At 61.7% G+C, this 12,737-nt stretch carries 10 protein-coding genes and 1 pseudogene; 6 read left to right on the top strand and 5 right to left on the bottom strand.

Annotated features, from left to right (window positions below; translation table 11 throughout):
• Nucleotides 1-16 precede the first annotated feature (16 nt).
• Nucleotides 17-277, bottom strand: coding sequence for a hypothetical protein (locus tag KAR29_RS03890; RefSeq protein ID WP_274374321.1), 261 nt, complete (start codon nt 275-277; stop codon nt 17-19).
• Between the two features lie 586 nt (nt 278-863).
• Between KAR29_RS03890 and KAR29_RS03885 the strand changes: the two genes are divergently transcribed.
• Complete coding sequence (locus KAR29_RS03885; protein ID WP_274374320.1) at nt 864-1,928, top strand: DUF2157 domain-containing protein; 1,065 nt, start codon at nt 864-866, stop codon at nt 1,926-1,928.
• A 221-nt stretch (nt 1,929-2,149) separates the two neighbouring features.
• On the opposite strand, the gene KAR29_RS03880 is transcribed toward KAR29_RS03885, so the two are convergent.
• On the bottom strand, nt 2,150-3,382 hold the full coding sequence (locus KAR29_RS03880) for an amidase family protein (protein WP_274374319.1): 1,233 nt from the start codon (nt 3,380-3,382) through the stop codon (nt 2,150-2,152).
• A 324-nt stretch (nt 3,383-3,706) separates the two neighbouring features.
• Nucleotides 3,707-4,642 carry an AraC family transcriptional regulator gene (locus KAR29_RS03875; RefSeq protein WP_274374318.1) on the bottom strand — a complete coding sequence of 312 codons (936 nt, stop codon included), beginning with the start codon at nt 4,640-4,642 and terminating at the stop codon, nt 3,707-3,709.
• Nucleotides 4,643-5,022: 380 nt separating this feature from the next.
• Between KAR29_RS03875 and KAR29_RS03870 the strand changes: the two genes are divergently transcribed.
• The 3 genes from KAR29_RS03870 to KAR29_RS03860 all read left to right on the top strand — a co-directional run bounded on the left by KAR29_RS03870 (nt 5,023) and on the right by KAR29_RS03860 (nt 7,434).
• Nucleotides 5,023-5,271, top strand: a complete 249-nt coding sequence (locus KAR29_RS03870) for an iron-containing alcohol dehydrogenase (protein ID WP_311135613.1) — start codon at nt 5,023-5,025, stop codon at nt 5,269-5,271.
• Nucleotides 5,253-6,236, top strand: coding sequence for an aldo/keto reductase (locus KAR29_RS03865; protein ID WP_274374316.1), 984 nt, complete (start codon nt 5,253-5,255; stop codon nt 6,234-6,236). The genes KAR29_RS03870 and KAR29_RS03865 overlap by 19 nt, the downstream gene beginning before the upstream one ends.
• A 232-nt stretch (nt 6,237-6,468) precedes the next feature.
• Nucleotides 6,469-7,434 (top strand): IS5 family transposase, encoded by a 966-nt coding sequence (locus KAR29_RS03860; protein ID WP_274373756.1) that lies wholly within the window; start codon nt 6,469-6,471, stop codon nt 7,432-7,434.
• 320 nt (nt 7,435-7,754) lie between these two features.
• Here KAR29_RS03860 and KAR29_RS03855 read toward each other — a convergent pair whose 3' ends face one another.
• Nucleotides 7,755-8,690, bottom strand: a complete 936-nt coding sequence (locus KAR29_RS03855; RefSeq protein WP_274374907.1) for a DUF1848 domain-containing protein — start codon at nt 8,688-8,690, stop codon at nt 7,755-7,757.
• A gap of 460 nt (nt 8,691-9,150) precedes the next feature.
• Nucleotides 9,151-10,179, bottom strand: a complete 1,029-nt coding sequence (locus KAR29_RS03850) for a branched-chain amino acid aminotransferase (protein ID WP_274374315.1) — start codon at nt 10,177-10,179, stop codon at nt 9,151-9,153.
• Nucleotides 10,180-10,449: 270 nt separating this feature from the next.
• Here KAR29_RS03850 and KAR29_RS03845 point away from each other — a divergent pair.
• Together KAR29_RS03845 and KAR29_RS03840 are read left to right on the top strand one after the other, a co-directional pair.
• Nucleotides 10,450-11,445, top strand: a pseudogene (locus KAR29_RS03845) (GTP-binding protein); the annotation flags it as partial.
• Nucleotides 11,446-11,459: 14 nt separating this feature from the next.
• Nucleotides 11,460-12,419, top strand: a complete 960-nt coding sequence (locus KAR29_RS03840; protein WP_274374314.1) for a translation factor GTPase family protein — start codon at nt 11,460-11,462, stop codon at nt 12,417-12,419.
• Nucleotides 12,420-12,737 lie beyond the last annotated feature (318 nt).

The following is a 12,737-nucleotide window of genomic DNA, read 5'->3' as shown; positions in this document are numbered from 1 at the left end:
GGGCCGAGATGTAACGCTATTCCCGTCCGGCGCGAAAAAGGGGAATGTTCTCCCAGACCATGCGCTCGACGTCGCCTCCGTGGCAGTCCTGAAGGACGCGATCTCTGATTCGCCGCCGGGAAGCGGCGTCTTCATAGACGGCGTCGAAGAAATCGACGCCGCTTTCGAGGGTTTCCCTTGTCGTTCCGTAGATTTCGGGAAAGCGGTCGTTCATGTACTGAAAGTCGACGGAAGGATCGACGGAGTTGATGGCGATGCCCAGGGGGAGGTGATTCATGACGGCGTCGACGAGATCGCGCGGCTCCTTGAGGGCCGCCTCGAGTCGTTCCTTTTCTTTCCGGAGGGCTTGCAGCTCCGTCGAAAACGAAGTCCCGTCGTCGGAGTTTCCTGTTTGACCTGCGGCGGAAGGGCTCCCTGGGGGGAGAAAGGGGACGGCGTCGAGAAGGTTGCGTTCCTTTTTCGAGGAGTCGTCGGCCGAGGACGGAGGAAAACGGGAGCCCAAAAGCGGATCACCCTTTCGCCGAGGATGGGGGCGGAGACAAAAGCTCTCCGCATATTGTAGCTCAAGGTCGGCACCTCCTGTCCATAATAAGACGATCCTCTCCGCTTAGGTTGCAGGAAACCTCGACGAGGCGGGGCTCGACGATTGACGCTCTCTTTTAAGTGACCTACCATCGTCGAAACGGTCCCTTGAGAGAGAGGCGCCTCTCGGTCGAAGCCATCGAACGCCATCCCGTCGGGGCCTGAGCCTATCTCGACGGGACAGCGCAGGAAATCGGGGCTTCCCCTCCGATTCGGGAGGAGCGGCGAAGGGGCCCGCGGTGCGGCGGGCCGGAACAAATTCGGACTCTGGAGGCCTGAAGATGGGCGATGACGAGTTTTTTTCGGTAACTTCCGGCGATGTGGACGAAGCCCTCTCTCGGGGACTGCTCGTCCCCGAGAGGCGGGACGAGCTGGAGGCCTTTCTGCGGGCCCGGTCGAAGGAGAGGGAGGCGACGTCGGGATCGACCTTCTCCGTCCTCGCCTACTACCTGGGAACCCTCGTCGTCCTGGCGGCCCTGTCCTGGTTCGTCGCCGACGCCTGGGAGAGCATGGGCGGCTGGGGGCTGGCCTCCGTCGCCGCCGTCTACGGCGGGCTTTTCGTCCTGGCAGGACGGCGCTTCTACGGCCGAGAGGAGACGCGCGTCCTGGGAGGGCTTCTCTTTTCCCTGGCTCTCTGTCTGACTCCCCTTTTCGCCTACGGCGTCCAGAAGGCTACGGGGCTCTGGACGGGCACCCCGCCGGGGGAGTACGACAGCTTCCTCCACTGGGTCCGGTCGGGCTGGTGCGTCATGGAGCTTTCGACCATCGCCGTCGCCCTGGCGGTCATCCGAGGGGTCCGGTTCTCCTTCCTCGCCGCTCCTTTGTCCCTGGCCCTCTGGTATCTGACGATGGACCTGTCGTCCCTGCTGAAGAGGGATCACAGGATGACCTCTCTGCTTTTCGGACTGGCGCTGATGGCTCTTGCCTTCCTCTGGGATCTGAGGCGGAAGAGAGAGGATCCCGAGTACGGCTTCTGGCTCCACCTCGTCGGTGCCGTGGCCTTCTGGGGCGGCCTCTCCCTTCTCGATGGCAGGACGGAACTGAGGCGTTTCCTCTACGGATCGATCAACCTGGGCCTCATCGCCCTCTCGGCGGCCCTGGACCGATCGATCTATCTCATCCTGGGCGGTCTTGGCTTTTTCGGCTATCTGGGCCATCTGGCCTGGTCCGTCTTCGAGGACGTCCTCTACTTTCCTCTCGTTCTCGTCCTTTTCGGCCTCGCCGTCATGGCCTGCGGGCTCTGGTATCACCGCAGGCGCAAGGCCCTTTCCCTCTGGATCGAAGGGCACCTTCCCCCCTTTCTCCTCCGCCTGCGCGAAGTGAGAGGCGATTCTGCCTGGAAGTAAGGGGCACAGAGGGGCAGGCCCCTTCCGGGTCGGCTGGAACGTAAGATCCGGTGCCGTCCGGGTTCCCGTTGCCCCATTCTTCCGTCCTTTCTCCCAGGGGGAGTGGGGGAGGGCGACCGTTCGTGTCTTGTGGACCTTCTTCGGGGAGCGGGATGTGCACCGGAAGGCCCGAGAGCGACAAGGGGGTTCCCATGGGAACCCCCTTGTCGCTCTCGACGGAATCAAACGCTCAGAAGGTCGCCGAGGGCCTTCAGGAGGAAGGCGTCCTCGTAATGGGCGGCGGCGAAGGAGAGTCCGACGGGGCATCCGTCGACGGACAGGAGCGGCGCCGCTATCTCGGGCAGGCGCCCCGTTCCTGAAAAAGACGTGGTCGTCATCGTCCGGCCGTAGAAATCCCAGACGGATTGAGGCCTATCGAGAGAGTCCCTGAGGGGCGCCACGGTCGGCGTCGTGGGGAAACAGACGATCGTTCCGGCCCGAAAGAAACGGTTGATCTCCCGGAAAAGGCTTTCGCACAGAGCGAGAGAGGCCATGGCCTGGCCTCGGTCGAAAGACTTCACGTTGCCGTAGGCCATGGAAAAGGCGAACCCCAGCTCGGGCCGATGTCCTTCGATCCAGTCGCCGACGGTGTTCTCGAATTCCATCGTCTGCAGATTCCGCAGGGCCTCCTCGTTGCAGGCCGAGAGGGTCATCTCCCGGCCGACGATATCGGAAAAAGAGGCCCGCTCGAGGGCGATCCCGGCCCGTGTCGCCAGCTCGCCGATCGCTCTTTCCGCCGCTTCCCGGACGGGCCCGTCGGCGACGGCGAAGGCGTCGTCGAGGAGGACGATCCTTTCCATCGGGACCGTGGTCTCGTCGCCGGTTCGGAGTAAAAGGGTCATGACGCGGCGAAGGATCTCGAAGTCGGCGGCCACGACGCCGACGGTGCTGACGCTGGGCATGAAGGGCAGCACACCCGCCTCGGAAATCCGGTGAAGCGAGGGGCGCATGCCCCATACGCCGCAAAGGCTTGCGGGAACGCGAATCGATCCCCCCGAATCGGTCCCCAGGGAGAAGTCGGCGAGACCGCAGGCGACGGACGAGGCCGAACCGCTCGACGAGCCGCCAGGTATGCGGTCCGGCGCCTTGGCGTTGAGCGGCGTTCCGTAGAAGGGGTTTTCGCCGTCGAGGCTGTAGGTGAATTCATCGGCCACGACCTTCCCGACGCAGGTCGCTCCGGCGGCGAGGAGCTGATCGACGCAGATTGCGTTGCGGAGGGGCGCGGGGTGACTGTCGCGCCAGGCGGGACTGCCGAAGGAGGTCCTGTGCCCTCCGATATGGATGTTGTCCTTGACCGTAAAACAAAGGCCGTCGAGCGCCCCGCTTTGGAAGGGCTCCAGCGAGAAGACCTCGACGAAAGCGCCGGAAGCCTCGACACGGTGCGGATCTAACGGCGCGGGTTGTCTTGGGGACATCATCTTCCTCCTTTTTGTCTTCGGGGTTCTGGTTTCGGGTACAGGTCTTTCCGAATTGGGCTTCAAGGAATAAAGAGTGGCGTCGTCCCTTTTTGTATTAGCTGTAAAAAATAATGAATTGATAGCTTTCTTGGTCTTATGTATCGAATTGATTTTTTGATAAATATCAATGCGGTCTATGCTTTTATAAATCTAAAATATTGCATATAGTGGTGTTTGTGTAATTATGGACTGAAATATGTCGTTATAATAGAGCATCAAAAATCTGTTGGCTGGATAGGATTTTGTTGTGACAGGGAGTTTGAAAGCAGCGAAGCAGGACGATCAATTCCTTTCCCGAAGGTCATTCCTCTGGCTGTCCCTTTCCTGACCGACTGCCATACGGCGGAGGTTGGTGATGTCTCGCCGTGGCGGGGCACCGAAGAGGCGGCCGTACTCCCGATTGAATTGGGAAGGACTCTCGTAGCCGACCTGGAATGCCGCGGTTGTCGCGTCCAGATGTTCCGCAAGCATCAGCCGCCTGGCCTCCTGCAGGCGTAGCTGTTTTTGGAATTGCAGGGGACTCAGGGCGGTCAACGATCGGAAGTGATGGTGGAAGGTCGAGGCGCTCATGCCCGCCCTGGCCGCAAGATCGTCGACGCGCAGAGAGGAGGAGAAGTTTTCCCTCAGCCACTCGATCGTCTGAGCGATCTGCCGGCTCCGGCTTCCTGCCGACGCGATCTGGCGCAGACGTGTGCCCTGATCGCCTACGAGCAGACGGTAAAGGATTTCTCGCTGGATGATCGGGGCAAGGATGGGGATGTCCCTTTCATTTCCGAGGAGGTCGACGAGTCGCTGAAAGGCGTCGAGCAGGGGAGGTATCATCTCCCCCGTGGCCATGCCGCGACTCGCTTGCTGTGCGCGGGGCGCGGGAAGGTTGCTGTCCACCATGAGTTGCGAAACCTCGCGCAGGTCGAGCCTCAGGACGAGCCCCATATAGGGCTTTTCCTCGCTCGCATCGATGATCTGGACGATGGTGGGCAAGTGAACGGATGTGATCAGATAGTGATGGGCGTCGTAGGTGTACGTGTCGTCGCCGAGGATCACCCGCTTTGCGCCCTGAGCTACCACGCAGACGCTCGGTTCATAGAGGCCGCTGCTCGGAGCCGTAGGCTCCTCTCGTCGGACGAGGGACAGGTCCGGTATGGCTGTCGCGCGCCGCTCTTCTCGATCGGTCCATCGGGCAATGTCTTTTCTCAGCTTCTCAAGAGCCAGCTTCATGGCATCATTCCTCTTGCGTTCTCCTTGGGCCTGTCCGGCTCGTCGTAAGGTCGCCCACGGAAGATAGCACAGGAAACCCACAGGAGGCAAATTCCCCAGATACTCGAACGAATAGGCAATATTTTGAGAGAATCGCGCTACCTTCATCGAGGTGATGGGGGCTAAAGTGTCATGGAGGTCGATGAAGCTGAAGAGAGGGGAGTTTCTCCACCTTGATACCCCAACTGGACGATAGAGGAAGCAGACGAAGAATGAAATTTAAATTTTAAAATCCGACCCAAATTTTCTTCGGCGTCGGGGATTTGGCCCGCTTGGGGAAAGGGGCACGCGGTTACGGCAGACAGGCTCCGATCGTGACCGGCGGCGTCAAATGAAAGGGCTTGACCGCGCCGCGACGAGTCTCGAGAACGCCGGACTTTCCGCGGTTGCGTGTTCCGGCATTGCGTCCGCTCCCAAGAGGACCTCCCGTGAGACGGGGAGTGGACATGGTGCGCCGAGAGGCTTGCGACGGGATTCTCGCCCTCGGCGGCGGCCGCGTCATGGACGCCTCCAAAGGGATCGCCGCAGCCGCTTTCTATGGGGCGACGAATGCCCGTGAAAGGAGAAGACAGTGCAAAAGCGACAATTAGGAAATAGCGGGATTGAAATTTCAGCCCTCGGACTCGGGTGCATGGGCATGAGCTTCGGTTATGGCCCACCGGCGGACAAAGGTGAGATGATTGCCCTGATCCATTCGGCTATTGACCGCGGTGTCACCTTTTTTGATACCGCCGAGTGTTACGGACCCCTTACAAACGAAGAACTGGTCGGAGAGGCTCTCGAACCTTTCCGTGACAAGGTGGTGATCGCCACCAAGTTCGGTTTCCGGGAGGGGGACGCGTACAAGCCGCAGGACAGCCGACCGGAGCGAATCCGTGAAGTCGCCGATGCGTCGTTGAAACGACTCAGAACGGATCGCATCGACCTGTTCTATCAACATCGCGTCGATCCGAACGTGCCAATCGAGGAGGTAGCCGGGACCGTCGGAGAGTTGATTCAGAAGGGTAAAGTCAAACACTTCGGCCTTTCCGAGGCGGGCGTGCAGACCATCCGACGGGCTCATGCCGTGGTGCCGGTCGCCGCCGTTCAAAGCGAATATTCCATGATGTGGAGGCAACCCGAAGAGGAGCTTTTGCCGACGCTGGAGGAGCTCGGAATCGGTTTTGTCCCCTTCAGCCCGCTGGGCAGAGGTTTTCTCACCGGAAGGTTCGACAAGAAGGCTTCCTTCGGCAGTTCCGATTTCCGCAGTGTCGCGCCTCGGTTCAGACCGGAAAACCTGGATGCCAATCAGGTGCTGGTCCATCTGGTCAAGGAGATCGCAACCGAAAAGAGCGTAACGCCGGCTCAGATCGCTTTGGCATGGCTGCTGGCTCAAAAACCGTGGATCGTTCCCATTCCCGGAACCACCCAAAGGCATCGCCTGGAGGAGAATCTGGGCGCGGTCGACATCGATCTGACCGCCGGGGAGTTGCGGGACCTGAATGATGCCCTCGCCAAGATCGGGATTTCCGGAGACCGCTATCCGGCCGAACTCGCCAGACTCACGGGCAAGTAAGGGCTGAGGTAGAGGACATGCACGATCTTTCGCGCATTCGGTAGAGGGATTCTTCACCTGGCCGATCGCGGCTTTGACCGCGGAGAGCTCGTCCTGTGGCTCCCGTCACAGGGATGTTAAGGAACCTCTGAAAAAAGCGCCTTTCATGAAGTCGCATCAGCGATGATGTAATTGGTAGAATAGAGCTGTAGCGCCGATGTCCTCATCCCCTTTTCAAGGAGTGCGAGACGAAATGGAGCGACAGAAAACCCTTGCCGACGCCCAGACCTTCGAGAGATACAGGAAGCCTACCCGGCGGGAGAAGTTCCTCTCCGAAATGGAGGCTGTGGTCCCCTGGAAGGATCTCTGCGCGCTCATCGCTCCCTTCTATCCCAAGGCCGAACGAGGTCGTCCACCGGTTGGATTGGAGCGGATGCTCCGAATCCACTTTCTCCAGTGCTGGTTCAACCTCAGCGACCCGGCAGCGGAAGAAGCCCTCTACGACATGGAATCGATGAGGCGCTTCGTCGGCATCGACCTCGGGAACGAGCCTGTCCCCGACGAGACGACCATCTGCAAGTTTCGCCACCTTCTCGAAGCGCACGACCTGGGGAAACGGATCTTCCGTGAGGTCGATGCTCACCTGCAATCGAAAGGACTGCGTCTTGCCGAGGGAACCATCATGGACGCCACCATCATCGCCGCGCCCTCGTCGACGAAGAACAAGGAGAAGAAGCGAGACCCCGACATGCATCAGGTAAAGAAAGGGAACCAGTACTACTTCGGCATGAAGGTCCACATCGGGGTGGACAAAGACAGCAAGCTGGTCCACAGCCTCGCGACCACGGCGGCGAATGTCCACGACTCCCGGATGGTCGGAGACCTTCTCCACGGAGCGGAAAAGGGAGTCTGGGGAGATTCGGCCTACATAGGCAAGACGGAGACGATCCGGGAAAAGGCACCCGATGCCGTCGACAACACCAACAAAAGGGGGTCACGGAACAGGAAACTGACCGACGAAGAACAGTCTCACAATCGTATGCTGTCCAAAACGAGGGCAAAGGTGGAGCATGTCTTTTTGATCGCGAAGCGAGTCTTCGGATTCACCAAGGTGCGTTACAAGGGGCTCAAGAAGAACACAAGCCATGTCCACGTGATTTTTGCCCTGTCCAACCTGTACATGGTGAGAAGGCTTTTATTGGAGATGGATAGGGCGTAGTGTCTTCAAAAGCCGGCAGAACGGCAACCATAAGGCAAAAAAGAGCCGGGAATAGCTCCACATAGGCAACTTGCCTGACACGACAGGCTGAAATGGCACACAGCGCACGAATTCAGCCACCAAGAGGTACTGTTGGAGCTTGCCGGATCTTTTTTTCAGAGGTTCCTTAAGAGAATTCGTATCGGAGGCATGCCTCGCCGAGAGAGATCGTCTCAAGGTCAATCCCGGAGAAAAGGGGCTTTCCTCCTGTTCCGGTCGTCTCTTTATTGTCTGGGCCAGCCGGGAGCTTTCCGCGTGCGAGTCGGCCCGGCTTTTTCGCCTCACTCCAGCAGGGCGTCCATGTCGCCTGCGGCCTTGCGAGCCCTCTCCAGGGCCTGCCGCGGCGATCCGTTGGCGTAGCAGTAGAGGCAGAGGTGGGGGCAGGTCCCGTAGGTGCCGACGTCTCTGCTGGGGGCGCAGCGGCAGTGAGGGCGTTGTCCCCTGTCTTTCGGAAGGCGTGGGGGCTCTCCGCCGAAGAGGGGAAGCTGGCGGCCCGACGAGGGGCCGAGGAGGAATTTCCGCAGGAGGGCGTCGTCGGGCCTGAGGCGCAGGAGCAGGTTCCCGTCGATGCAGCTGTTGGCGACGATGCCGTAGCGGCTGAAGTCGTCCTTCTCGCAGCAGGTGGCGGCGACGAGGGACTCCTTCCGGCAGCAGGCGGCGATGCCCCGGGCCAGTTCGTCTTTCTCGGCGTCGCTGAAATCGCGCCAGGCCAGGCCGGCCTTTCGGAGGTTCGAGGCGACGCGGCGGTAGGGAGCGATGTCGGCGAAGCTGAAGACGAGTTTTTCCGTGTAGGGGCCGATTCCCTCGCTCAGGCGGCGGACTTTTTCCAGAAGGGCCGCCGCGTCGAGCCTTCCGGTCAGGATGAGGGGGTCGAAGCGCCAGACGAGACGTTCCCTTCCCAGCCTGTCGGCGAGGCGACGGAAGGTGTCGATGCGTTTCTGCAGAGGGGGAAGGCCCGGTTCGAGGCCTTCCCTCTCGTAGTCGTTGAGGGTGAACTGGACGTAGAAGGGGAGGCGGCGTTCCGCTTCGTCGAGGTGCTCCAGAAGGGGGCCGGGGTTTTTGGACCAGTAGACGACGGCGCGGGCGTGCGTGAGGTCGACGGAGTGCCTTTTTCCGCTGAAGGGGTTGATCCGGGTCAGATGGCCCATGTCGAGGCGTTTCAGGAACCAGGGGAGGTAGAAGGCGGGAATGTCCGTGGCGCGGCTTGCCGAGAGGATGAGAGGGGGGCGGGATCGCGCCTTCCCCCTTTTGTGAAGTCCTGGCTTTCCTGCGACATGTCTTGTGCCATCGAAGTATCCTTCCCTTGGGGTCGGTGGGCACGTCCGAGGCGATCGGCGGTTTTTCGTCTTTTCCCTGCCGTGACGAAAATCGGTCGACGGGGCAGGGCGTTTTTTCGAACCCTCTTTTCGTGGCCTCTTTCCGACGGAGGGAAGAGGCTACGGAGGGACCGGAGCGATCTTTGCGACTGGCGGGGCTTCGTCGGTCGCTTTGTTCGGCGGACCGGGGCCTATCGCGGGTTTTTTCCGAAGTTCCGACAGGAAGGAGGCAAGCCGGAGACGGGCGGCCTTCGATGATCCTCGGCTCAGGCTTGCCTTTACTCCCTGTCCGTTACCTCCGGGGGAGGCGCCCGACCTCACGGCCGAAACGTCTCCCCCGCCCCGTTGCCGTCGGCAGGTTCTAGATCTCGACCTCGTAGATCCAGCCCTCAGGCGCCTCTTTTTCTCCGAACTGGATGCCGCAGAGCGTGTCATAGAGCTTTTTCGTGACGGGGCCCACCTCTTTTTCGCTGTAGAAGACGTGGAGCTGCCCCTTGTATTCGATGCCCCCTATGGGGGTGATGACGGCGGCCGTGCCACAGGCTCCGGCCTCGGTAAACTGGTCCAATTGGTCGATGTAGACGTCCCGCTCCTCGGCTTTCATGCCCAGGTAGTCCTTGGCCACGCGGACCAGGGAGGCCCGGGTTATGCTGGGCAGGATCGAGGGCGACTGGGGCGTGACGAAAGTCTCGTCGGCGGTGATGCCGAAAAAGTTGGCCGCTCCCACCTCTTCGATCTTCGTCCGCGTCGCGGGGTCGAGGTAGATGCAGTCGGCGAAGCCCTTCTCCGCGGCCAGGTGGTGGGGCATGAGGCTGCTGGCGTAGTTGCCGCCGACCTTGACGGCGCCCGTTCCGTGAGGGGCCGCCCTGTCGTGATCGGAGACGGTGAAGTTGACGGGGACCATTCCTCCCTTGAAGTAGGCCCCCACGGGTATGCAGAAGACGGAGAAGATGTACTCCGGGGCCGGTGCGACGCCGATGTTGTCGCCGACGCCGATCATGTAGGGGCGGAGATAGAGGGTGGCGCCGGTGCCGTAGGGGGGCACGTAGTGCTCGTTGGCCCTGACGACTTGCATGCAGGCGTCGATGAAGGTCTCCATGGGGACCTCGGGCATGAGCAGACGGCGGCAGCTCTCCTGGAGGCGCCTCGCGTTCGCGTCGGGGCGGAAGAGCTGTATCTTTCCCTCTTTTGTGCGGTAAGCTTTAAGCCCTTCGAAGCAGGTCTGGCCGTAATGAAGGGCCGTCGAGCCCTCGCTGATGCGAAGGGTGTTGTCTTCGACCAGCTCTCCCCTGTCCCACCGGCCCTCTTTCCATCTCGCGACGTAGCGCAGGTCCGTCTTGATGTATTTGAAGCCGAGCGTTTTCCAGTCGATGTTGACGGTCTTGCTCATTCCCTCTCGTCCCCTTTCGTGACATGGTCCTCCTATTTTAGCAAGCCCTCGGGCTCGGCGCTCTTTTTGGAAGCGATACAATTGCTCGATTCGGAACAGGCGATCAAAAGATCCGCCCCCGGAAGGGGCTTCGCCGGCAGGAAGATTTCCCCGCAAAGGCCTCGGGCGGCCATATGGAAAAAGCAAAAGGAGGCGGCTCTGGTCCTGGCGCGGAAGATCGCGACGGGACGGAGCGGGCCTTGAAGAAAGGGAAAGGGGTTTTCCTCCACGATGGATGGGAAGGCTGAAATCAGGAACATCGGCATCTTCGCCCACGTCGACGCCGGTAAGACGACTCTCGCCGAGGGCCTTCTCTTCCGGTCCGGGGCCATCAAGAAACTCGGAAGCGTCGACGAGGGGACGGCCAGCACGGACAGGCTCGACGTCGAGCGGGAGAGGGGCATCTCGGTCCGTGCCGCCCTGGCCTCCCTCGTCTGGCAGGGGAGCCTCGTCAATCTCGTCGATACGCCGGGCCACGTCGACTTCTCGGCCGAAGTGGAAAGGTCTCTTCAACCTCTGGACGGGGCCGTGGTCCTTCTTTCTGCCGTGGAGGGCGTCCAGGCCCAGACGGAGGCCGTCTGGCAGGCCCTTCGGGCCATGGGGCTCCCCACCCTTTTTTTCGTCAACAAGATTGATCGCATGGGCGCCGATCCGGAAAGGGTCGTCGATGAGATCGGAAGGCTCCTGACGCCCTCGATCCTTCCCCTTCAGCGCGTCGAGGGGGACCGTCAGACGGGTCTCCGTCTCGTGTCTCTCTGGCCCGAAGGGGAAGGGCCCGAGGCTGCCGAGACGGTCCTGGAAGCCCTGGCCGATGCCGACGAGACGATCATGACGCGCTTCCTCGATGGGGAGTCCTTCTCCGCGGCCGAGCTGGACGCCAGGCTCGTCGAGGTGGCGCGCAGAGGGGACCTCCATCCCGTCCTCTTCGGCGCAGCCCTGGAGGGATTCGGCGTCGAGGAACTTCTCGACGCCATCGTCCTCTATCTTCCCGCCGCCTCGGGCAGGGCGGAAAACCCCCTTTCGGGGCTTGTCTTCAAGGTGGATCACGACGCCGCCCTGGGGCGCCTCTGTTACGCGCGGATTTTCGAGGGGGCCCTGTCCACGCGCGATCGGGTCCGCAATGCCACCCGCGAGAGCGAGGAAAAGGTGACCTTCGTCCGCAAGGCTCGAGGCTGCCGCTTCGAAGAGGGCAACGGCGGCTCGGCCGGCGATATCGTCCTCCTGTCGGGGCTGAGGGGGCCATGGCAGGCGATGTTCTGGGAGATCCCTCGGCCGTTCCACGCCCCGCCAGGCTTCTGGAGCCGCTTTTCCGCGTCCGCGTCGTCCCCGGCGAGGCCGACCGCCTCCCCGAACTCATTGAGGCCCTGCGCATCCTCGACGAGGAAGACCCCTTCCTCCACTTCGGCTTCGACGCCGAGAGAGGGGAACTCCACATCCGCATCGCCGGTCTCATGCAGACGCAGATACTCGAAAGCCTTCTCCGGCGTCGCTTCGGCCTGGCCGTCTCCTTCGAGCAGCCGTCGACCCTCTACAGAGAGACGCCGCTGAAGGTCGCCGAGGGCCACGTGGAGTACACCCTTCCCAAACCCTGCTGGGCCGTCATGACCTTTCGCGTCGAGCCCGCCGAGAGGGGATCGGGCCTCTCCTTCGTCTCCGAGGTGAGCGGCGACGCCATCCACGTCAAGTATCAGCGCGAGGTGGAGCGGGCCCTTCCTGCCGCCCTCGAACAGGGGCTCTGGGGCTGGAAGGTGACGGACCTGAAGGTCACCCTCGTCGACGGCGAGGATCACGAGATCCATTCCCGCCCCTCCGATTTCCTCATCGCCACGGCCATGGGCGTCATGGACGCCCTGGACAGGAGCGGGACGAGGCTGCTCGAGCCTCTTCTTTCTTTTTCCCTCTCCGCTCCCGAGGAGATCGGCAGCCGGATCCTGGGCGACCTCGTGCGGATGAGGGCCCAGTTCGAGAGTCCCCTCATCTCCGGCGGCCAGTTCCAGGTGACAGGAACGGTGCCCGCCGCCGATTCCATGGAGTATCCCGTCCTGCTGGGGACCCGATCCGGCGGCAGGGCCCGCATGACGACCCGCTTCGCGGGCTATCGCGAGTGCGCCGAGGATTTCCGGGCCGAGACGCCTCGCCGGGGGATCGATCCCCGGGACCGCTCGAAATACATCCTGGCCGCGAGAAAGGCCCTCTCCTGAAGCGGAGCCTTCCGGCCTCTTCCCGCCACGCCCGGCCCGATCGCTCTTCTTCGACGCCGGCCGGGCGGCTCTGTCGGGCGCAAGGGGTCGGGGCCTTTCCGCCGGAAAAGGGCGGAAGAGGCCGGAGCGTATCGGCGGAGGCTCCGCCCGGGACGGAGGGGCGGAAAAAGAGGGTCTTCGAAGGCAGGCCTCCCTGGTGCTATACTTTCGGGGCAAGAGTCATCGACCTTCAGCGAGGAGTGTTGTCTTATGATGCCTTCGAAAGTAACGGATATTGCAGCCGGTCGGGAGGCCCGTGCCTGACCTGCTAGCATAGAG

Origin of the sequence: Aminithiophilus ramosus, assembly GCF_018069705.1 — a bacterium.
Taxonomy (GTDB): Bacteria; Synergistota; Synergistia; order Synergistales; family Aminithiophilaceae; genus Aminithiophilus; species Aminithiophilus ramosus.
Note: the sequence above shows the minus strand (reverse complement) of the source record. Positions and strands in the feature narration are given on the sequence as shown.

Bases quoted from the DNA above. Each gene is read 5' to 3' on its own strand.
- KAR29_RS03890 (WP_274374321.1), bottom strand. From the start codon at position 277: ATGAATCACCTCCCCCTGGGCATCGCCATCAACTCCGTCGATCCTTCC.
- KAR29_RS03885 (WP_274374320.1), top strand. From the start codon at position 864: ATGGGCGATGACGAGTTTTTTTCGGTAACTTCCGGCGATGTGGACGAA.
- KAR29_RS03880 (WP_274374319.1), bottom strand. From the start codon at position 3,382: ATGTCCCCAAGACAACCCGCGCCGTTAGATCCGCACCGTGTCGAGGCT.
- KAR29_RS03875 (WP_274374318.1), bottom strand. From the start codon at position 4,642: ATGAAGCTGGCTCTTGAGAAGCTGAGAAAAGACATTGCCCGATGGACC.
- KAR29_RS03860 (WP_274373756.1), top strand. From the start codon at position 6,469: ATGGAGCGACAGAAAACCCTTGCCGACGCCCAGACCTTCGAGAGATAC.
- KAR29_RS03850 (WP_274374315.1), bottom strand. From the start codon at position 10,179: ATGAGCAAGACCGTCAACATCGACTGGAAAACGCTCGGCTTCAAATAC.
- KAR29_RS03840 (WP_274374314.1), top strand. From the start codon at position 11,460: ATGGCAGGCGATGTTCTGGGAGATCCCTCGGCCGTTCCACGCCCCGCC.